Raw genomic sequence first — 19,021 nt, forward strand, 5'->3', positions numbered from 1 at the left:
AGAATCAGATGACTGGAAATGATCGGGCGGGCCAATGGCCAGATCACTTTACGATCGGTTTTGATCGACAAAGTCGGATCATGGACACGTGGCCGGAAACAGCCGCAAGGAACCGCTTTCAAGCGGAACGGCCGTGTGTCATCAGCGACAGCGACGGCTACTGAGCCCTTGCAGTGCCCTGGGCGCGAAGCGGAAGAACAGGTCCGGCACCACGCTCGGCCGGGGAATGGCCGGTTCGATCCCTTCAGCCCTGGTGCTCCGCCAACCGCAGGGTCCGCTCCGCCAGCTCGCTGATCCGCACCCCGTCGAAGCCGAACACCGCGCTGCGGACCGTGTCCTCCAGCGGGACCGTCCACTGCTCCGGAATGGCAGCCGCCCCGCCGAACACCCCGGCCACCGACCCCGCCGTCGCACCGTTGGAGTCGGTGTCCAGGCCGCCGCGCACGGTCAGGGCGATGGTGCGGGTGAAGTCGCCGTCGCCGTAGAGCAGGCCGGCGGTGAGGACGGCGGCGTTCGGGACGGTGTGGATCCAGCCCATCCCGGCCGTCTCCTCGGTGAGCGTGGTGAGCGTGTCCTCCCAGGACATCCGGGTGTCGTGCAGGGAGACGACCCGGCGCACCGTGCGGGCCAGCCGGCTGCTCGCCGGGATCACGGCCAGGGCCTCCTCGATCGCGTGCCGCACGGTGGGCGCCGTGAACGCAGCGGCGATCAGCGCCGCCGCCCACATCGCCCCGTAGACCCCGTTGCCGGTGTGCGACAGCACCGCGTCCCTGCGCGCCAGCGAGGCGGCCCGGCGCGGCAGGCCCGGGCAGGTCCAGCCGTGGATGTCGGCCCTGATCAGCGCCCCGATCCACTCCTGGTACGGATTGTCGTACGTCGCCGTCAGCGGCGGCTTGAGCCCGTTCGCGAGGTTGCGGTACGCGGCCCGCTCGGCGGTGAACGTCTGCAGGTACGGCAGACGCAGCAGCCACAGGTCGCCGACCTGCTCGGTGCTGAAGCCGAAGCCGTGGGTCTCCAGCAGGTCCAGGCCGAGGATCGCGTAGTCGACGTCGTCGTCACGGCAACTGCCGTGGATGCGGCCGCGTACGCACTGGCGCCATTCGGGGCGCAGCTCGAAGCCGTCGTGTTCGGTGATCGGTTCGGGGAGGTAGTCGGTCAGCGGCAGGGCGGCGGCCTGGCGGAGGTAGCGGTCGATGCGGTCGCGGGTCCAGACCTCGCCCTGCTCGACCGGCTTGCCGAGCATGTTGCCCGCGATGCGGCCCTGCCAGCCGCCGAGGATGCGGTCGGTGAGGTCTGTCTGCGTACGCGCAAGGGCCATGGTGATGGTCTACCCCGTTTCAGCAGAACGCCTAAGGGGCGGGTGCTGCGGTCTGCGCGCGGCTGCCGGTGCGTCGTGGTCGGTCGCGCCCGCGCGGCGGCAGCCGCATATATGACACAGCCCCGCGCCCCGTGAGGCATCGGTCCACGGGGTGGGCAGAAGCTGACGGGCGGGACCTCCTGCGGTTAAGGTCGCTGCGGCGCGACTGGCCTTGACGTGTGTGAGGGCCCGGAGAGCAAGGGGAGTGCAAGTGGCGGACGCTGCAGTGAGCGATACCCGGAAGGCACGGCGGGTGCTCGTCGCCGCGGACAAGTTCAAGGGGTCGCTGACGGCCGTGGAGGTCGCCGAGCGGGTGACGGCCGGGCTGCGCCGGGCCGTACCGGACCTGGAGGTCGAGGCGCTGCCCGTGGCCGACGGCGGTGACGGAACCGTGGCCGCGGCGGTCGCGGCCGGGTTCGAGCGCCGGGAGGTACGGGTCGCCGGTCCGCTCGGCGACGAGGTGACGGCGGCGTTCGCGCTGCGCGAGGGCACCGCGGTCGTGGAGATGGCCGAGGCGAGCGGACTCCAGCGGCTGCCCGCCGGGGTCTTCGCCCCGCTCACGGCCTCCACGTACGGCTCCGGCGAGCTGCTGCGGGCCGCGCTGGACGCGGGCGCCCGCACGATCGTCTTCGGGGTCGGCGGCAGCGCCACCACGGACGGCGGCGCCGGAATGCTGTCCGCGCTGGGCGCGCGCTTCCTGGACGGGCACGGCGAGCCGGTACCCCCGGGCGGCGGCGGACTCGCCGACCTGGCCACCGCCGACCTCTCGGCCCTCGACCCGCGCCTGTCGGAGATCGAACTGGTCCTCGCGAGCGACGTGGACAACCCGCTGACCGGACCGAAGGGCGCGCCCGCGGTCTACGGCCCGCAGAAGGGCGCCTCGCCGGACGACGTGGCGGCCCTGGACGCCGCCCTCGCGCACTTCGCGAAGGTGCTGGAGGAATCGGCCGGACCGAAGGCCGCCGCGTACGCCGCCTCGCCGGGCGCGGGCGCGGCGGGCGGCATCGGCTACGGCGCCCTGCTGCTCGGCGCCCGTTTCCGCGCCGGCATCGAGGTCATGCTCGACGTCCTGGGCTTCGCCCCCGCCCTGGACCGTGCCGATCTGGTGATCACCGGCGAGGGCTCCCTCGACGAACAGACCCTCCACGGCAAGGCCCCGGCGGGCGTCGCCGCGGCGGCCCGGGCGGCGGACAAGGAGGTCGTCGCGGTCTGCGGCCGCCTCGCCCTGCCTCCGGAAACGCTGGGCCGGGCCGGTTTCCGCCGGGTCTACCCCCTGACGGACGCGGAGCCGGACGTGGCGAAGTGCATCGCCGAGGCCGGGCCGATCCTGGAGCGGGTGGCGGAGCGGATCGGGCGGGACTTCCTGACGTGAGCCGTCACGGCAGGGGTATCAGCTCACCGTCCGGGTCCCTGAAGTAGCTGCCGCTGCTGAGGCCCTCCACCTTGCCGTTCTTGAACCACTGCTTCGACATGTGGTGCACGGTCTTGGCGGTGCGCTCCCACACCAGGGAGTGGCCCGCCCCGGCGAGGCAGAACATCAGCTTCCGGGTTCCCTTGACGGCCGTGTAGAGGGCCGGTACGGAGAAGCGGATGGGGTCGGGGAAGGTCGCGGGGCTGTTGGCGGCCCGGTCCTGCTCCCCGTAGATGATGAGCACGGGCACCTGTTCGCCGAGGATGCGTGTGCCGACCGGGTTCTCGTGCGGCACCGTCTGGTTGTTCCAGCCCCACCAGTAGGTGTTCCGGTACCGCAGGATGCCCTCGTACTCACCCGGTGCCACCTCGGGGCCCCACTTGCTGCCGAGGGGATCGTTCTCCATGCAGGCCTCCCAGGCGAGGTCCACGATGTCGGGCTCCCGCAGCGCGGGGTTGCCGTCCAGCCCCGTACTGAACCCTGTCTTGGTGCCGACGAGCATCGGGAAGCCCCAGGTGAGGGCCGGCGTGGACACGGGCAGCGTCTGGGCCTCGGCCGGGCGTCCGAAGGGGGCGGCGGGGTTGCCCGACCACCGTCCCTTGGGAGGGAAGACGGGGGCGAGCAGGAGCAGGCTCTCGACGTTGTCGGGGTGCTGGAGGACGTAGGAGCCCATGATGGCCGCGCCCAGGGAATAGCCGATGCAGCGGATCGGCTTGTTCCTGCCGGGCAGGCCCCTGATGAACTTGACCACCGTGTCCAGCTCCGCCCACTCACTCTCCGAATTCCCCAGCTGGTGCGGGTACGGGGGCGGGGGAGGGCAGGGCTGCTGGAGGGGGTTGGTGACGAGGACCTGCTGCTGGGCCGGGTTGGCGTTGCACGGCTCGTCCATCCTGGGGCGTGGCGACCGGCCGGAGCCCTGCAGGTCCATGAGGAAGACGTCGTAGCCGTCGTCCGCGAGCTCCTGTGCCCAGCTGTACCGGGTGGCGGAGCCGCCGGGCACCGGGGCGAGGTCGAACGCCGCCAGCGCCGGCACGCTTCTGCCGTGCAGCATCAGCACCGGCTTGTGCGCTTGGTTCGGCTTGGTGCCGTCGTACTCCCGTACGGGCAGGGTCACCGTGATATTGAGATTCGCGGGGATCTGGGACTGGAGCGTGACGTGGTGTTCTCTCAGGGTGGGTGCGGGCATGGCCGTCTCCCGGTGGCGGGAAGGGGGGAGGAACTCTCTGACAACCCCCTCACCCACCCTCCTCTTCCTGTATATGTCCCGCAAATCGGCCTTGAACAGAGGTAGTTGACCGGTCAAGGGCAAAAGGGAAATGCCCTTGAACGCGAAAACGGGTGTGGCCCGAGCCTTTCGAGGCTCGGGCCACACCCGTCAGTGGTGGGAGAAGGTCAGGGCAGCTGCGCCGCTCGCGCTTCCCGCCGGTTGCCACGGAAGTTGTTCACCCGCCGGGCCGTCGCGAACAGCGGGATCACCGCCCCCATGACCAGCTGCAGCGCGCATCCCGTCTGCAGCAGCAGCTGCCCGCTCGGCGCGTCGAAGGCCCAGGCCGCCATCAGGCCCATGCCCAGCACGATCCACGACAGCATCGCCACCGCGAGCCGCCCCCGCGGCTTCGGGTACTCGACCCGGCTCACCATGAGCCACGCGGTGCCCAGGATCGCCAGCAGCGTCGCCACGAACGGCAGCTCCAGCAGCACGATCGACACGACCGTCAGCGCGCCGAACGGTGAGGGCATGCCCTGGAACGTGCCGTCCTTCACCGTGACGCACGAGAACCGCGCAAGCCGCAGCACCACCGCCAGCAGCACCACGATCGCCCCGACCGCCGCGACCCGCTGGTACGCGCCCTCCGCCACCATGCCGTAGACGAGGACGAAGTACGCCGGCGCCAGGCCGAAGCTGATCAGGTCGGAGAGGTTGTCCAGCTCGGCGCCCATGGGGGAGGAGCGCAGCTTGCGCGCCACCAGGCCGTCGAACAGGTCGAAGACCGCCGCGCACAGCATCAGGATGACCGCCGTGGCCGCGCTGTTGCGCGCCATGCCGGACTCCTGGCTGCCCATGAGGTCCGGGATCAGGATGCCGGTGGTGGTGAAGTACACCGCCATGAAGCCGCACGTGGCGTTGCCGAGCGTCAGGGTGTCCGCTATCGAGAGGCGGAGAGAGAGGGGCATCTCCTCTTCCTCGTCGACCTCGTCGGCCTCCGGGACCCAGCCGGCCTTGGTGTCAGGATCAATCACGGTCAATGCGAGTCACCCCAGCCACGGTCTTCTGTCCCACCTCGACCGCGACCTCCACACCCTCGGGCAGGTAGAGGTCGACCCGCGAGCCGAAGCGGATCAGGCCGATCCGCTCGCCCTGCTCGACCTTGGTGCCCTGGGGCACGTAGGGAACGATGCGGCGGGCGACCGCGCCGGCGATCTGGATCATCTCGATGTCGCCGAGCTCGGTGTCGAAGTGCCAGACGACACGCTCGTTGTTCTCGCTCTCCTTGTTGAAGGCGGGAACAAAGCCACCGGGCACGTGCTCGACCGACGTCACCGTGCCGGCCAGCGGCGCGCGGTTGACGTGGACGTTGAGCGGGCTCATGAAGATCGCGACGCGGGTGCGGCCGTCCTTCCACGGCATGATGCTCTGCACCACACCGTCTGCGGGCGAAATGACCCGGCCCTGGGTGATCTCGCGCTCGGGGTCGCGGAAGAACCACAGCATCCCCGCCGCGAGCGCGGTGGCGGGAACGGCGACGGCCTTCGCGGCGCCGGAGCGGCGAGCGCGGGCCAGGCTGAGGGCTGCGGTGGCGACGGTAGGAAGGAGCCACGGCGATGCTCCGCGCGCGAGGCGTACGCCGGCCCGGCTGTCGCGAGGTGCAGAGGTTTGGCTGTGGGGCATGGATGACCTTCGTAGCGGATGATGCCGCACTCTGACGGGGGACGGCGGCTTTCCGGCGATCGTAGCGGCTCGGGGCCCTAACTGGGTAAGCCAGGCAGCCGAGTCGGCGGCCGAAGAGTGCTGACGGGGTGTGATCTTCTTCTCCAAGAAAACACCCCGTATCCGGACATCTAGCCCTGGAATCGATACTCCTCGAGCAGCCGCCTGCCGATGATCATTTTCTGGATCTCGGCGGTACCTTCACCGATGAGCAGCATCGGGGCCTCACGGTAGAGGCGCTCGATCTCGTACTCCTTGGAGAAGCCGTAGCCGCCGTGGATCCGGAAGGCGTCTTCCACGACCTCTTTGCAGTACTCGGAGGCGAGGTACTTCGCCATCCCAGCCTCAAGGTCGTTTCGCTCACCGGAGTCCTTTTTGCGTGCCGCGTTCACCATCATCGCATGCGCGGCCTCGACCTTGGTAGCCATCTCCGCCAGCTTGAACTGGATGGCCTGATGCTGGGCGATCGGCTTCCCGAACGTGTGACGCTGCTGCGCGTACTGGACGCCCAGTTCGAACGCACGCTGAGCGACGCCGCAGCCACGCGCCGCCACGTTGACGCGGCCGACCTCGACGCCGTCCATCATCTGGTAGAAACCACGGCCGGTGACCCCGCCGAGCACACGATCCGCAGGAATCCGCAGGCCATCCATGATGAGTTCGGTGGTGTCGACGCCCTTGTACCCCATCTTGTCGATCTTGCCGGGGATGGTGAGGCCGGGCCGGACCTCGCCGAAGCCCGGCTCCTTCTCGACCAGGAAGGTCGTCATCGACTTGTGGGGCGCGGTGCCCTCGGGGTGACCTTCGTCACTTCGCACCAGAACGGCCACGAGAGACGACGTCCCGCCGTTGGTCAGCCACATCTTCTGGCCGTTCAGGACGTACTCGTCGCCGTCCTTCACCGCCTTCGACGTGATCGCCGACACGTCCGAGCCGAGGGCCGGCTCCGACATCGAGAACGCGCCGCGGATGTCACCGGCCGCCATCCTCGGCAGGAAGTGGTCCTTCTGCTCCTGCGTGCCGTGCTGCTTGAGCATGTACGCCACGATGAAGTGCGTGTTGATGATGCCGGACACCGACATCCACCCGCGGGCGATCTCCTCCACGCACAGCGCGTACGTCAGGAGCGACTCGCCCAGCCCCCCGTACTCCTCGGGGATCATCAGGCCGAACAGGCCCAACTCCTTCAGCCCGTCGACGATCTGCTGCGGATACTCGTCGCGGTGCTCCAGCTCGGTCGCGACCGGGATGATCTCCTTGTCCACGAAGTCACGGACGGTGGACAGGATCTCCTGCTGGATGTCCGTCAGACCGGCGGTCTGGGCGAGTCGCGCCATGGCTACTTCTCCTGCTCCCTGAGCTCGGGGCGGCCCGGCTGCTCGCCGCCGCGCTCCTTGATGTACGTCTCGGTCGGCACCATGACCTTGCGGCGGAACACGCAGACCAGCGTGCCGTCCTGCTTGTAGCCCTTGGTCTCGACGTGCACGATGCCGCGGTCGTTCTTCGACTTCGACGGCCACTTGTCGAGCACGGTCGTCTGGCCGTAGATCGTGTCGCCGTGGAAGGTCGGCGCCACATGCTTGAGCGACTCGATCTCCAGGTTGGCGATCGCCTTGCCGGAGATGTCCGGCACGGACATGCCGAGCAGCAGCGAGTAGATGTAGTTCCCCACGACGACGTTCTTGCCGAAGTCCGTCGTCTTCTCCGCATAGTTCGTGTCCATGTGGAGGGGGTGGTGGTTCATGGTGAGGAGACAGAACAGGTGGTCGTCGTACTCCGTGACCGTCTTTCCCGGCCAGTGCTTGTACGTCGCGCCGACCTCGAACTCCTCGTACGTGCGTCCGAACTGCATCGCCGTCACGCCTCCGGGATCTCGAACTTGCTGGTGCGCTGCATGCCGGCGGCGCGTCCCTTGCCGGAGATGACCAGGGCCATCTTGCGGCTGGCCTCGTCGATCATCTCGTCGCCGAGCATCGCGGAGCCCTTCTTGCCGCCCGCCTCGGACGTGTAGTAGTCGTAGGCGTCCAGGATCAGCTCGGCGTGGTCGTAGTCCTCCTGGGACGGCGAGAAGATCTCGTTGGACGCCTCGACCTGGCCCGGGTGCAGCACCCACTTGCCGTCGAAGCCGAGGGCGGCGGCGCGCTGGGCGACCTCGCGGTAACCGTCGATGTTGCGGATCTGCAGGTAGGGGCCGTCGATCGCCTGGAGGTTGTTGGCACGGGCGGCCATCAGGATCTTCATCAGGATGTAGTGGTAGGCGTCCGCCGGGTAGCCGGGCGGCTGCTCGCCCACGACCAGCGACTTCATGTTGATGGACGCCATGAAGTCGGCCGGGCCGAAGATGATCGTCTCGACGCGCTGGGAGGCCTGCGCGATCTCGTTGACGTTGTTCAGGCCCTGGGCGTTCTCGATCTGTGCCTCGATGCCGATCTTGCCGACCTCGAAGCCCATGGTCTTCTCGATCTGCGTCAGCAGCAGGTCGAGGGCGACGATCTGCTGGGCGTCCTGCACCTTCGGCAGCATGATGCAGTCGAGGTTCTGGCCGGCGCCCTCGACGACCGTGACGACGTCCCGGTACGTCCATTCGGTCGTCCAGTCGTTGACGCGCACGACGCGCGTCTTGCCCGTCCAGTCGCCCTCGTTGAGGAACTTGACGATGGTGTGCCGCGCCTCGGGCTTGGCGAGCGGGGCGCACGCGTCCTCCAGGTCGAGGAAGACCTGGTCGGCGGGGAGGCCCTGCGCCTTCTCCAGGAAGCGCGGGTTCGAGCCCGGTACCGCCAGGCAGGAACGCCGGGGGCGAAGGCGGTTGACCGTGGTCATGCGGAGACCTCCAGGGGGTCGAGCTTGTTCGCTTTCCGGATCTCGTCGACGATGCGGCCGATGATTCCGGTGATGTCGAAGTCCTTCGGGGTGAAGACCGCGGCCACTCCGGCTGCCCTGAGCTGCTCGGCATCCCCGTTCGGGATGATGCCACCGGCGATCACCGGGATGTCTGTGGCACCGGCCACACGCAGCCGTTCGAGCACGTCCGGCACCAGCTGGGCGTGCGAGCCGGACAGGATGGACAGGCCGACCGCGTGCACGTCCTCGGCGAGGGCCGCGTCCACGATCTGCTCGGGGGTGAGCCGGATGCCCTGGTAGACCACCTCGAAGCCGGCGTCCCGCGCGCGCACGGCGATCTGCTCGGCGCCGTTGGAGTGGCCGTCCAGGCCCGGCTTGCCGACCAGGAAGCGCAGCTTGCCCACGCCCAGGTCCTTGGCTGTCAGATCCACCTTGCGGCGGACCAGGGCCAGCGTGCTGCCCTCCTCGGCGGGGACGGCCACCGGCGCCGAGGAGACGCCCGTGGGCGCCCTGAACTCGCCGAACACCTCGCGCAGGGCCCCCGCCCACTCGCCGGTCGTGACCCCGGCGCGGGCGCACTCCAGGGTGGCCTCCATGAGGTTCTCGGTCCCCCGGGCGGCCTCCTTCAGCCGCTCCAGGGCCTTGCAGGGCCGCGGGTGGTTGAAGGGCGGCTGGTAGCGGCTGTCGCGCCACTTCTGGAGCGAGGCGATGACACGGGCCTCGACCTCCGGGTCGACCGTCTGGATCGCGGTGTCCAGGTCGGCGGTCAGCGGGTTCGGCTCGGTGCCCTCGAAGGCGTTGACACCGATGATCTTCTCCTGGCCGGACTCGATCCGGCCCCGGCGCTCCGCGTGCGAGGCGACCAGCTGCGACTTGAGGTAGCCGGACTCGACGGCCGCCATCGCGCCGCCCATCTCCTGGATGCGGTCGATCTCCGCGAGCGAGGCCTCGACCAGTTCGTCCACCTTCGCCTCGATGACCTTCGAGCCCTCGAAGATGTCCTCGTACTCCAGCAGATCGCTCTCGTACGCCAGCACCTGCTGGATGCGCAGCGACCACTGCTGATCCCAGGGGCGGGGCAGGCCGAGCGCCTCGTTCCAGGCGGGGAGCTGCACGGCACGAGCGCGGGCGTCCTTGGAGAGGGTCACGGCCAGCATCTCGAGCACGATCCGCTGGACGTTGTTCTCCGGCTGTGCCTCCGTCAGGCCCAGGGAGTTGACCTGGACGCCGTAGCGGAAGCGGCGGTGCTTGGGGTTCTCGATGCCGTAGCGCTCGCGGGTGATCCGGTCCCAGATGCGGCCGAACGCCCGCATCTTGCACATCTCCTCGATGAAGCGAACGCCCGCGTTCACGAAGAAGGAGATCCGGCCGACGACGTCGCCCATGCGCTCCTGCGGCACCTGGCCGCTGTCGCGCACCGCGTCCAGCACGGCGATCGCGGTGGACATCGCGTACGCGATCTCCTGGACCGGCGTGGCGCCCGCCTCCTGCAGGTGGTAGCTGCAGATGTTGATCGGGTTCCACTTCGGGATGTGGGAGACCGTGTACGCGATCATGTCCGTCGTCAGGCGGAGGGAGGGGCCCGGGGGGAAGACGTGCGTCCCCCGGGACAGGTACTCCTTGACGATGTCGTTCTGGGTCGTGCCCTGGAGCTTGGTGATGTCCGCGCCCTGCTCCTCGGCGACGACCTGGTAGAGCGCCAGCAGCCACATGGCCGTGGCGTTGATGGTCATCGAGGTGTTCATCTGCTCCAGGGGGATGTCCTGGAACAGCCGGCGCATGTCACCGACGTGGGCGATCGGCACGCCGACCCGGCCGACCTCGCCGCGGGCGAGGATGTGGTCGGAGTCGTAGCCGGTCTGTGTCGGCAGGTCGAACGCCACCGACAGACCCGTCTGGCCCTTGGCGAGGTTGCGCCGGTACAGCTCGTTGGACGCCTCGGCCGTGGAGTGACCGGCGTAGGTCCGCATGAGCCACGGACGGTCCTTCTGACGCTCTGTCATCCAGCAGCCCTCAGATGTTCCGGAAGCGGTTGATGGCGTCGATGTGCTTGGCGCGCTTCTCCTGGTCGCGCACGCCCAGGCCCTCCTCGGGGGCCATGCACAGCACACCGACCTTGCCCTGGTGGAGGTTGCGGTGGACGTCGTAGGCGGCCTGTCCGGTGTCCTGAAGGGAGTACACCTTCGACAGGGTCGGGTGGATCTTGCCCTTCGCGATGAGCCGGTTGGCCTCCCAGGCCTCGCGGTAGTTGGCGAAGTGCGAGCCGATGATGCGCTTCAGCGACATCCACAGGTAGCGGTTGTCGTACTCGTGCATGTAGCCCGAGGTCGAGGCGCAGGTGGTGATGGTGCCGCCCTTGCGGGTGACGTAGACGGAGGCGCCGAAGGTTTCCCGGCCGGGGTGCTCGAAGACGATGTCGATGTCCTCCCCGCCGGTGAGCTCGCGGATGCGCTTGCCGAAGCGCTTCCACTCCTTCGGGTCCTGGGTGTGCTCGTCCTTCCAGAACTTGTAGTCCTCGGCGTTGCGGTCGATGATCGCCTCGGCGCCCATGGACCGGCAGATCTGCGCCTTCTGCTCGCTGCTGACGACGCAGATGGGGTTGGCGCCGCCGGCGAGCGCGAACTGCGTGGCGTAACTGCCGAGTCCGCCGCTCGCGCCCCAGATGAGCACGTTGTCGCCCTGCTTCATGCCGGCGCCGTTGCGGGAGACCAGCTGCCGGTAGGCGGTGGAGTTGACCAGGCCCGGGGCGGCGGCCTCCTCCCAGCTGAGGTGGTCCGGCTTGGGCATCAGCTGGTTGGACTTGACCAGCGCGATCTCGGCGAGGCCGCCGAAGTTGGTCTCGAAGCCCCAGATGCGCTGCTCGGGATCGAGCATGGTGTCGTTGTGGCCGTCGCTGGACTCCAGCTCGACGGAGAGGCAGTGCGCGACGACCTCGTCGCCGGGGTGCCAGGCGTTGACGCCGGGCCCGGTGCGCAGGACGACGCCGGCGAGGTCGGAGCCGATGATGTGGTACGGCAGGTCGTGGCGCTTGGCCAGCTCGCTGGTGCGGCCGTAGCGCTCCAGGAAGCCGAAGGTCGACAGCGGCTCGAAGATCGACGTCCACACCGAGTTGTAGTTGACCGAGGAGGCCATGACGGCCACCAGTGCCTCGCCCGGGCCGAGCTCGGGCAGCGGCACCTCGTCCAGGTGGATCGACTTGCGGGGGTCCTTGTCGCGCGTGGCGAGCCCGGCGAACATCTCCGTCTCGTCCTTGTGCACGGTGATCGCGCGGTACGACTCGGGGAGCGGGAGGGCGGCGAAGTCCTCCGACGTGGAGTCGGTCGACTGGATCGCGGCCAGGATGTCCTTAACGGTCACGGTGTTGCCTCCGGCGGTGAGCGCCCTGAGGGAGGGGCGCCGATGGTTACGTCGGTGCTGCTGAGGGTTGAGGGTGTGCCGTCGGTTCGGCGGTGGTGCTGTTCGGCAGCGCTGGTGGCGCGGGAGGTTGCCTGTGACGCAGGCGTCCGGGCGGGCAGGCGCTGGGCTTGCTGGGACGTCGCCCGGACCTCTTCAACGTATGACACCGCGTGTCACCTCGCAAGGCACTGAGTGCCAGAACTTGCTCTCAGATGAAATCTTTACGTAACACATGAGCGATGATCGATCGAACGGCCTCGCCAAGGGCCTGCAAAACGGCCCCTGACATGCCAAAACGGCCACCCCGTGGGGTGGCCGTCGTCACAGGAGCGGGAGTCGCTCAGCGCTCCTTGAGCGCCTGCTCGATCGTCCGCATGACCTCGTCGAGCGGGGCGTCGGTGCGCGCGACCGTGACCAGCACCTCGCCCTGCGCCGAGGCCGTGGCCGCGGCCGGCTGCGCCTCCGTGGAGCGCCCGGCCCCGATCCCCGTGCCGAACGTCTTGCGCACGATCGCGAAGGCGTGGTCCAGCTGCGCCTCCACGTCCCCCTGGCCGCCCGCCCGCAGCCAGCGCCGCAGGACGTGGTTGTGGGCGGTGACCACGGCGGACGCGGCGACCTCCGCGAGCAGCGGGTCGTCGTTGGCGTCGTCGGCGTGCGCGCGCTCGTCGAAGTGGCCGAGGAGATAGCGGGTGAACAGTCGCTCGTAGCGGGCCACCGACGCGATCTCCGCCTCGCGCAGGGTCGGCACCTCGCGCGTCAGCTTGTAGCGGGCGACCGAGATCTCCGGCCGGGCCGCGTACATCTTCATGACTTCCTTGATGCCGCGGCACACCGTGTCGAGCGGATGCTCGTGCGAGGGCGCGGCGTTGAGCACCGCCTCGGCCCGGACCAGGGTGTCGTCGTGGTCGGGGAAGATCGCCTCTTCCTTGGAGCGGAAGTGGCGGAAGAAGGTGCGGCGGGCGACGCCGGCCTGGGCCGCGATCTCGTCGACGGTGGTCGCCTCGTACCCCTTGGTCGCGAACAGCTCCATCGCGGCGGCCGCCAGTTCCCGGCGCATCTTGAGCCGCTGGGCGGCCGCGCGAGAGCCTGCGGCACTTTCCGGCGCGTCGGTCGTAGCTGGTGTACGTGCGGACTTGGCGGGCTGGGACATGCCCTGAACGTACTGCATGTGCGCAGCTCGCTGCGCATGGCCTGGTTCGTGGAACCGGTCCGGGCCGAGCAGGCCGCCCCACTCCGCGCCGGACCGGAACCAGTCGCCGGGACCCTCAGCGCTTGGCATATTCGCGGAAGCCACGGCCGGTCTTGCGGCCGAGGCAGCCCGCGGCCACCAGGTGCTCCAGGAGTGGTGCCGGGGCGAGCCCCGGGTCGCGGAACTCGCGGTGCAGGACCTTCTCGATGGCGAGCGAGACGTCGAGCCCGACGACGTCCAGCAGCTCGAACGGGCCCATCGGGTAGCCGCCGCCCAGCTTCATCGCCGCGTCGATGTCGTCGAGCGACGCGTAGTGCTCCTGCACCATCTTGATCGCGTTGTTCAGGTACGGGAAGAGCAGCGCGTTCACGATGAAGCCCGCGCGGTCCCCGCAGTCGACCGGGTGCTTCCTGATCCGGCCGCAGACCTCGCGGACCGTGGCGTGGACGTCGTCGGCCGTGAGCACCGTACGGACGACCTCGACCAGCTTCATGGCCGGCGCCGGGTTGAAGAAGTGCATGCCGATCACGTCCTGCGGGCGCGACGTGGCCCGGGCGCAGGCCACGACCGGCAGGGACGAGGTGGTGGTGGCCAGGACCGCGCCCGGCTTGCAGACCTTGTCCAGAGCGGCGAACAGCTGCCGCTTGACCTCCAGGTCCTCGGCGACCGCCTCCACGGCCAGGTCGACGCCGGCGAAGTCGTCGTAGGTGCCCGTCGGTGTGATGAGGCCCAGGGTCCGCGCGGCGGCCTCGGCGGTCATCCGGCCCTTGTCGACCGAGCGGGACAGGGACTTGCCGATGCGGGCCTTCGCGGCCTGGGCCTTCTCCTCGCTGCGGGCGGCGAGGACCACCTCGTACCCGGCCTTGGCGAACACCTCGGCGATACCGGAGGCCATGGTGCCCGAGCCCGCGACACCGACCGAGCGGACCTCCCGGCCCGGGACCAGGTTCCCGCCCTCCAGCGGGGTCAGCGCGTCCCGCACCACGGTGCCGCTGCCCGGCGCCTCGTACGTGTAGAACCCGCGCCCCGCCTTGCGGCCGGTCAGGCCGGCCTCGCTCAGCTGCTTGAGGATCGGCGCCGGGGCGTGCAGCCGGTCGCGGGACGCGGCGTACATCGCCTCCAGGACCGTGCGCGCGGTGTCGACACCGATCAGGTCGAGCAGCGCCAGCGGGCCCATCGGCAGGCCGCAGCCCAGCCGCATCGCGGCGTCGATGTCCTCACGGGAGGCGTACTTCGCCTCGTACATCGCGGCGGCCTGGTTGAGGTAGCCGAACAGCAGGCCGTCGGCGACGAACCCGGGCCGGTCGCCCACCGCGACGGGCTCCTTGCCCAGGTCGAGGGCGAGATCGGTGACCGCCGTGACGGCGGCCGGCGCGGTCAGCACCGAGGAGACGACCTCGACCAGCCGCATCGCCGGGGCCGGGTTGAAGAAGTGCAGGCCCAGCACCCGCTCCGGACGGGCCGAGTCGGCGGCGAGCCGGGTGACCGACAGGGCGTTGGTGCCCGTCGCCACGATCGTCTCGGGGCGCACGATCCCGTCCAGTTCCCGGAAGATCTGCTGCTTGATCTCGTACGACTCCGGAACCACCTCGATGACCAGGTCGGCGTCGGCCGCGGCCCGCAGGTCGGTGGAGGTGCGGACGCGGTCGAGGATCGCCGCGCGGTCCTGCTCGGTCAGCCGGCCGCGCTCGACGCCACGGGCGGTGGAGGACTCCAGGGCGGCGACGCACTTCGCGGCCTGGGCCTCGCTGATGTCGATGCCGACGACCTCGCGGCCGGCCTGGGCGAGGACCTCGGCGATGCCGGTGCCCATCGTGCCGAGGCCGACGACGGCGATGGTGCGCAGGGGGGACAGGGACGGGTCGGACAGGGGAGTGGCCATCGCGGGACTCCAGGAATGAGGGTGACGACGGGGAACACGCCCGGGTGCGCCGACTACGGCCCGGCAGGGCCGGGTTCAGGGCGCACCGGGTGCGTGCGAAGTGCGGGTGTTGGCCGGGCTGCGAGCGCACACGCCCGGTGCCGTCGGGCCGGGCGTGCACACGCCCGGTGAACGGCGGTTCCGACCGGCCCTGTCCCGGGGCCGAGCCGTACTGCGGTACCGAGGTACCGAACCGACTGCTCTCACGGTGGCCGCGTCACCAGACCGCCGCGAGGAGATACGAGTGGGTAACTCGCTCGTCTGAGCTTAACTGGCGGGTAACGAGCGCGCCAGCCCTCGTGTTTGTGATGTGCGTCCCGCGCAGCTCACGGCACCTCTAATCTCTCAGTCATGGACGAAGAGTTGCGATCACTCACGGAGCGCTTACGGCAGGAGTCGGGGGCGTCGCCCGCCTTCGAGCGGCTCGTGGCGACCGACGACCTCGACGCCCTGGCCGCGGTGCTGACCGAACCCGGGCAGCCCCTGTGGGCGCGGGAGCTGGCCGCCTTCCGGCTGGGACTCGCCGGGGACCGGCGGGCCTTCGAGTCCCTGGTGCTGCTGCTCAACCACCGCGACCCGCCGCGCTGCGCCTGTGCCGCCTACGCCCTCGCCCGTCTCGGCGACCCGCGCACCGCCCGCGCGGCCGCCGCCCTCGCCACCAACGAACTGCGGGTCGCCTACGCCCTGCAGCCGGTCCGGCTCCTGGTAGACCTGCGCGCCCCGGAGGCCGTGCCCGCCCTGATCACTACCCTCCAGCGACGGCTGCGCCCGCACGACCCGCACCGCCGGGTGGCCCTCGCCTGCGTGGACGGGCTCGGCACGCTGGGCGACGCCCGGGCCAGACCCGTGCTGAACGAGGCCCTCGCGCATCCGGTGCTGGCGGAGGCGGCGGTGCGGGCGCTGGGGCGGATCCCGAAGCAGAGGTGAGATCAACGGGGGAGTGCGCGCGCGTACCGCACCTCGGGGACCCTGACGCCCTCCACCTCGAAGGGCTCCTCGGCGCCGTCCGCCTGGAACCCGGCCCGTTCGTAGAAGCGGCGGGCCCGGCCGTTGTCCTGGGCCTGCCCCGCGCCGTGTCCCACTTGGTCGGGTGGACGTAGGAGGGCATACAACTCGGTGTCGGAGGCGAGGAGTTCACCGTCCCGGTACGGGCCGTGGCAGGCCCAGCCGACGACCTCGCCGCCGGTGTCCTCGGCGACCAGGTTCACCCTGCTCCCGTCGGCCCGGGCCGGCTGCCCGCGGCGGCGCTCGGCGTCCTCCGCGATACTGAGCCCGTGTGCCGCTCCCTGCGGGGTTTTTGTCTGCGGGCCCGCGTAGGGCGGGTCTCAGCCGGCCAGCTTGTTGAGCTTGCGGATCTGCTTGTCGAAGGCCCGGGCGGGAACGAAGCGGCGCAGTGTGCTCGCGCGTCCGGCCACGGTGCCGGCGGTGTAGCGCAGTTTCGGCCGTGCGTCGGTCGCTGCCGCGACGATCACCTTGGCGACGAGGGCGGGCGCGTCGCCGTCCTTGATCGCCTCCGCCATCATGCGGTCGAAGGTGTGCCGCTGCTTCGCATAGACCTGCAAGGGCGTGTCGGGCCGCGCGCTGTTGGCCTCGAATCCGGTCCTGGTGTAGGCGGGTTCGACGAGAAGCGCCCGGACGCCGTACTCACGGACCTCGTGGTCCAGGGACTCGGTGTAGCCCTCGATCGCATGCTTGGAGGCGGCGTAGACGGCCATGTAGGGCGAGGGGATGAGCCCGACCACGGACGAGAGGTTGATGATGCGCCCGCGTCCCTGCGTGCGCATGTGCGGCAGGACCTCCTTCACCATGCGCATGACCCCGAAGACGTTGGTGTCGAAGACGCCCTGGGCCTGCGCGACGGAGGTTTCCTCGGCCGCGCCCATCGAGCCGACGCCGGCGTTGTTGACCAGGACGTCGATCCGCCCGAACCGCTTGATCACCTGCTGGACCGCGGCGGCGACCGAGGCGTCACCGGCCACGTCGAGGTCGAGGAACGTCACACCGCCGAGCGGCGCGACGCGCGAGGTGTCGCGGCTTGTGCCGACCACGTCGAAACCTGCTGCGACCAGCGCGAGCGCGGTTTCCCTGCCGATGCCGGATGACGCACCCGTCACGAGTGCCACCGGCCGATTCGTCGTCATGTGGATTCCAGGGGCTCGTGGAGAAACTGATCGGTTTCACCTACCGTAAACCGATCAGTTTTCGCACGCAAGGTCGCGCCGGCGGCACGGCCGCCAGGAGCGCCTCCCGGGTGGGGGAGTGCCGGTACGACGTGCCGGGCCTGCGGCTCTCAGCCGCGGAAGCCGAGCAGGCGGTGCAGGGTCGAGCCGCGGGCGGACATCGACGCCGCCTTCGAGGTCAGCGGCTTGGGGTCGGGCAGGGCGTCGCACACCGCATCCCGCGTGCCGACGCCGCGCGGCACGGTGCCGTCGGACAGGTAGGTCGCCAGGTACTTGTCCAGGCAGGCGTTCCCGCTCAGCGTGATGCCGTGGTTGCCGCCGCCCTGCTCGACCACCAGGCTGGAGCGCGCCAGCAGGTCGTGGACGGTGACGCCGCCCTCGTACGGAGTGGCCGCGTCGTTCGTCGCCTGGAACAGCAGTGCCGGCGGCAGCTCGGCGTTGGTGATGCTCACCGGCTGCGCCGAGTCGGTCGGCCAGAACGCGCACGGTGCGTTGTACCAGGCGTTGTTCCAGGTCATGAACGGCGCCTTCTCGTACGCCGCCCAGTTGTCCTTGCGCCACTGGTGCCAGTCGCGCGGCCAGAAGGCGTCCCGGCACTGCACCGAGGTGTAGATGCTGTAGCTGTTGTCGTCGGCGGCGTCGGCCGCGCCGAAGTGCTTGTACACCTCGACCAGCGGGCCGGTGTTCTTGTGGTTCACGTACGCCGCGAACGCCTCCGCCAGGTAGGGCCAGTAGCCGTTGTAGTAACTGCCCGGGACGAAGGTGTCCTCCAGCTCCGCGGCACCCACCTTGCCGCCCGCCGGATCCTTGGCGAGGGCCGCCCGCATCGCGTACCACGCGGCTTCGATCTTCTCCGGATCGGTGCCGAGCCTGTACCTCGCGTCGTACTTGGCGACCCAGGCCATGAAGGCGCGGTGGCGGTCGTTGAAGGCGTGGTCCTGGTTGAGGTTGGCGGTGTACCACACGTCGGTGGGGTCGGCGATCGAGTCCAGGACCAGGCGCCGGACCCGCTGCGGGTACAGCTTGGCGTAGACCGCGCCCAGGTAGGTGCCGTACGAGTAACCGAAGTAATTGATCTTCCCCGCGCCCAGTGCCTGCCGGATCGATTCGATGTCGTGCGCGGCGCTGACCGTGTTGACGTACGGCAGCAGATGCCCGTACTTCCTGTTGCAGGCGGCGGCGAAGGACTTGGCGCGGGCGAGGTTGGCCCGCTCGACCTCGGGCGTGACCGGTACGGAGTCCGGGCGCACCGGGCCGAAGTGGCCGGGCTTGCAGTCGAGGGCCGGCTTGCTCGCGCCCACTCCGCGCGGGTCGAAGCCGACGATGTCGTACTGGGCCGCGACCTCCTTGGGCAGCGAGTTCGCGACAAAACCGGCGAGCGTCAGACCGTCGCCGCCGGGACCGCCGGGGTTGACCAGCAGCGGGCCCTGGAACGTCGCGGCGGTGTGCGGGACGCGGGACAGCGCGAGGGTGATCTGCCGACCGTGCGGGTTCGCGTGGTCCAGCGGCACCTTGAGGGATGCGCACTGGAGCATCGGATAGTCGGTGGTGCCGCACTTCTTCCAGCTGGGCTTCACAGCGCGAAAGGTTTCTGCGGAGTGCGGTGCGCTCGCCTCGGCGGGCACGGCCGTAAGGCTTCCGGCCAGCGCGACGGCGGCGCCGCACAGCACGGCTGCGCGTGTTCTCATGGAGTCCTTCCAGGACGGAGGGCGGGGCCGCGGGGTTCACGGTCCTCGCCGATTCGTCCCGGCAAGCGGCTCTGGAAGAACGTGTTCCGTCAAGACTTGACCCGATTGG

15 protein-coding genes and 1 pseudogene are annotated in these 19,021 nt (G+C 69.7%); 2 read left to right on the plus strand and 14 right to left on the minus strand.

Annotated elements, in window-relative coordinates:
• Positions 1 to 244: 244 nt before the first annotated feature.
• Positions 245 to 1,318, minus strand: coding sequence for an ADP-ribosylglycohydrolase family protein (locus QF034_RS33745; RefSeq protein ID WP_307178479.1), 1,074 nt, complete (start codon positions 1,316 to 1,318; stop codon positions 245 to 247).
• 292 nt (positions 1,319 to 1,610) lie between these two features.
• On the opposite strand from QF034_RS33745, the gene QF034_RS33750 reads away from it, so the two are divergent.
• On the plus strand, positions 1,611 to 2,729 hold the full coding sequence (locus QF034_RS33750; RefSeq protein ID WP_307180037.1) for a glycerate kinase: 1,119 nt from the start codon (positions 1,611 to 1,613) through the stop codon (positions 2,727 to 2,729).
• Positions 2,730 to 2,733: 4 nt separating this feature from the next.
• Here the strand turns inward: QF034_RS33750 and QF034_RS33755 are convergent, their stop codons facing one another.
• From QF034_RS33755 to QF034_RS33800, 10 genes are all read right to left on the minus strand, one after another.
• Positions 2,734 to 3,954: an alpha/beta fold hydrolase gene (locus QF034_RS33755; RefSeq protein ID WP_307178480.1), complete on the minus strand. Its 1,221-nt coding sequence runs from the start codon at positions 3,952 to 3,954 to the stop codon at positions 2,734 to 2,736.
• Positions 3,955 to 4,160: 206 nt separating this feature from the next.
• Positions 4,161 to 4,943, minus strand: a complete 783-nt coding sequence (gene pssA, locus QF034_RS33760) for a CDP-diacylglycerol--serine O-phosphatidyltransferase (RefSeq protein ID WP_097223278.1) — start codon at positions 4,941 to 4,943, stop codon at positions 4,161 to 4,163.
• Positions 4,944 to 5,001: 58 nt separating this feature from the next.
• Entirely contained in the window at positions 5,002 to 5,658 is a 657-nt protein-coding gene (locus QF034_RS33765; protein WP_010038789.1) for a phosphatidylserine decarboxylase, read from the minus strand.
• A gap of 170 nt (positions 5,659 to 5,828) precedes the next feature.
• Positions 5,829 to 7,034 carry an acyl-CoA dehydrogenase family protein gene (locus QF034_RS33770; protein WP_030242417.1) on the minus strand — a complete coding sequence of 402 codons (1,206 nt, stop codon included), beginning with the start codon at positions 7,032 to 7,034 and terminating at the stop codon, positions 5,829 to 5,831.
• 2 nt (positions 7,035 to 7,036) lie between these two features.
• Entirely contained in the window at positions 7,037 to 7,549 is a 513-nt protein-coding gene (locus QF034_RS33775) for a MaoC family dehydratase (RefSeq protein ID WP_033309326.1), read from the minus strand.
• A 5-nt stretch (positions 7,550 to 7,554) separates the two neighbouring features.
• A complete protein-coding gene (locus QF034_RS33780; protein ID WP_193503427.1) occupies positions 7,555 to 8,517 on the minus strand; it encodes an HpcH/HpaI aldolase/citrate lyase family protein in 963 nt (320 codons plus the stop codon).
• The gene (locus QF034_RS33785) at positions 8,514 to 10,541 is read right to left on the minus strand and encodes an ethylmalonyl-CoA mutase (protein ID WP_307178481.1); all 2,028 of its coding nucleotides are present in this window, start codon (positions 10,539 to 10,541) and stop codon (positions 8,514 to 8,516) included. Before QF034_RS33785 ends, QF034_RS33780 begins: the two co-directional genes overlap by 4 nt.
• 10 nt (positions 10,542 to 10,551) lie before the next feature.
• A complete protein-coding gene (ccrA, locus tag QF034_RS33790; RefSeq protein ID WP_307178482.1) occupies positions 10,552 to 11,895 on the minus strand; it encodes a crotonyl-CoA carboxylase/reductase in 1,344 nt (447 codons plus the stop codon).
• A gap of 379 nt (positions 11,896 to 12,274) precedes the next feature.
• Positions 12,275 to 13,084 (minus strand): TetR family transcriptional regulator, encoded by an 810-nt coding sequence (locus QF034_RS33795; protein ID WP_307178483.1) that lies wholly within the window; start codon positions 13,082 to 13,084, stop codon positions 12,275 to 12,277.
• Positions 13,085 to 13,199: 115 nt separating this feature from the next.
• Entirely contained in the window at positions 13,200 to 15,005 is a 1,806-nt protein-coding gene (locus QF034_RS33800; protein ID WP_307178484.1) for a 3-hydroxyacyl-CoA dehydrogenase family protein, read from the minus strand.
• A 390-nt stretch (positions 15,006 to 15,395) separates the two neighbouring features.
• On the opposite strand from QF034_RS33800, the gene QF034_RS33805 reads away from it, so the two are divergent.
• A complete protein-coding gene (locus QF034_RS33805) occupies positions 15,396 to 15,971 on the plus strand; it encodes an adenylosuccinate lyase (protein WP_307178485.1) in 576 nt (191 codons plus the stop codon).
• A gap of 2 nt (positions 15,972 to 15,973) precedes the next feature.
• Here the strand turns inward: QF034_RS33805 and QF034_RS33810 are convergent.
• From QF034_RS33810 to QF034_RS33820, 3 genes and pseudogenes are all read right to left on the minus strand, one after another.
• A pseudogene (locus QF034_RS33810) lies at positions 15,974 to 16,336 on the minus strand (GNAT family N-acetyltransferase); the annotation flags it as partial.
• 33 nt (positions 16,337 to 16,369) lie between these two features.
• On the minus strand, positions 16,370 to 17,185 hold the full coding sequence (locus QF034_RS33815; protein WP_307178486.1) for an oxidoreductase: 816 nt from the start codon (positions 17,183 to 17,185) through the stop codon (positions 16,370 to 16,372).
• Between the two features lie 149 nt (positions 17,186 to 17,334).
• On the minus strand, positions 17,335 to 18,912 hold the full coding sequence (locus QF034_RS33820) for an alpha/beta hydrolase (RefSeq protein ID WP_307178487.1): 1,578 nt from the start codon (positions 18,910 to 18,912) through the stop codon (positions 17,335 to 17,337).
• Between the last annotated feature and the right edge of the window lie 109 nt (positions 18,913 to 19,021).

The organism is Streptomyces africanus (assembly GCF_030816955.1).
Lineage (GTDB): Bacteria > Actinomycetota > Actinomycetes > Streptomycetales > Streptomycetaceae > Streptomyces > Streptomyces africanus.

Excerpts from the sequence above, each read along its gene's own strand:
- QF034_RS33775 (WP_033309326.1), bottom strand. The coding sequence starts at position 7,549 with ATGCAGTTCGGACGCACGTACGAGGAGTTCGAGGTCGGCGCGACGTAC.
- QF034_RS33815 (WP_307178486.1), bottom strand. The coding sequence starts at position 17,185 with ATGACGACGAATCGGCCGGTGGCACTCGTGACGGGTGCGTCATCCGGC.
- QF034_RS33755 (WP_307178480.1), bottom strand. The coding sequence starts at position 3,954 with ATGCCCGCACCCACCCTGAGAGAACACCACGTCACGCTCCAGTCCCAG.
- QF034_RS33820 (WP_307178487.1), bottom strand. The coding sequence starts at position 18,912 with ATGAGAACACGCGCAGCCGTGCTGTGCGGCGCCGCCGTCGCGCTGGCC.
- QF034_RS33765 (WP_010038789.1), bottom strand. The coding sequence starts at position 5,658 with ATGCCCCACAGCCAAACCTCTGCACCTCGCGACAGCCGGGCCGGCGTA.
- QF034_RS33795 (WP_307178483.1), bottom strand. The coding sequence starts at position 13,084 with ATGTCCCAGCCCGCCAAGTCCGCACGTACACCAGCTACGACCGACGCG.
- QF034_RS33785 (WP_307178481.1), bottom strand. The coding sequence starts at position 10,541 with ATGACAGAGCGTCAGAAGGACCGTCCGTGGCTCATGCGGACCTACGCC.
- QF034_RS33800 (WP_307178484.1), bottom strand. The coding sequence starts at position 15,005 with ATGGCCACTCCCCTGTCCGACCCGTCCCTGTCCCCCCTGCGCACCATC.
- QF034_RS33805 (WP_307178485.1), top strand. The coding sequence starts at position 15,396 with ATGGACGAAGAGTTGCGATCACTCACGGAGCGCTTACGGCAGGAGTCG.
- QF034_RS33780 (WP_193503427.1), bottom strand. The coding sequence starts at position 8,517 with ATGACCACGGTCAACCGCCTTCGCCCCCGGCGTTCCTGCCTGGCGGTA.
- QF034_RS33745 (WP_307178479.1), bottom strand. The coding sequence starts at position 1,318 with ATGGCCCTTGCGCGTACGCAGACAGACCTCACCGACCGCATCCTCGGC.
- QF034_RS33770 (WP_030242417.1), bottom strand. The coding sequence starts at position 7,034 with ATGGCGCGACTCGCCCAGACCGCCGGTCTGACGGACATCCAGCAGGAG.
- pssA (WP_097223278.1), bottom strand. The coding sequence starts at position 4,943 with ATGCCCCTCTCTCTCCGCCTCTCGATAGCGGACACCCTGACGCTCGGC.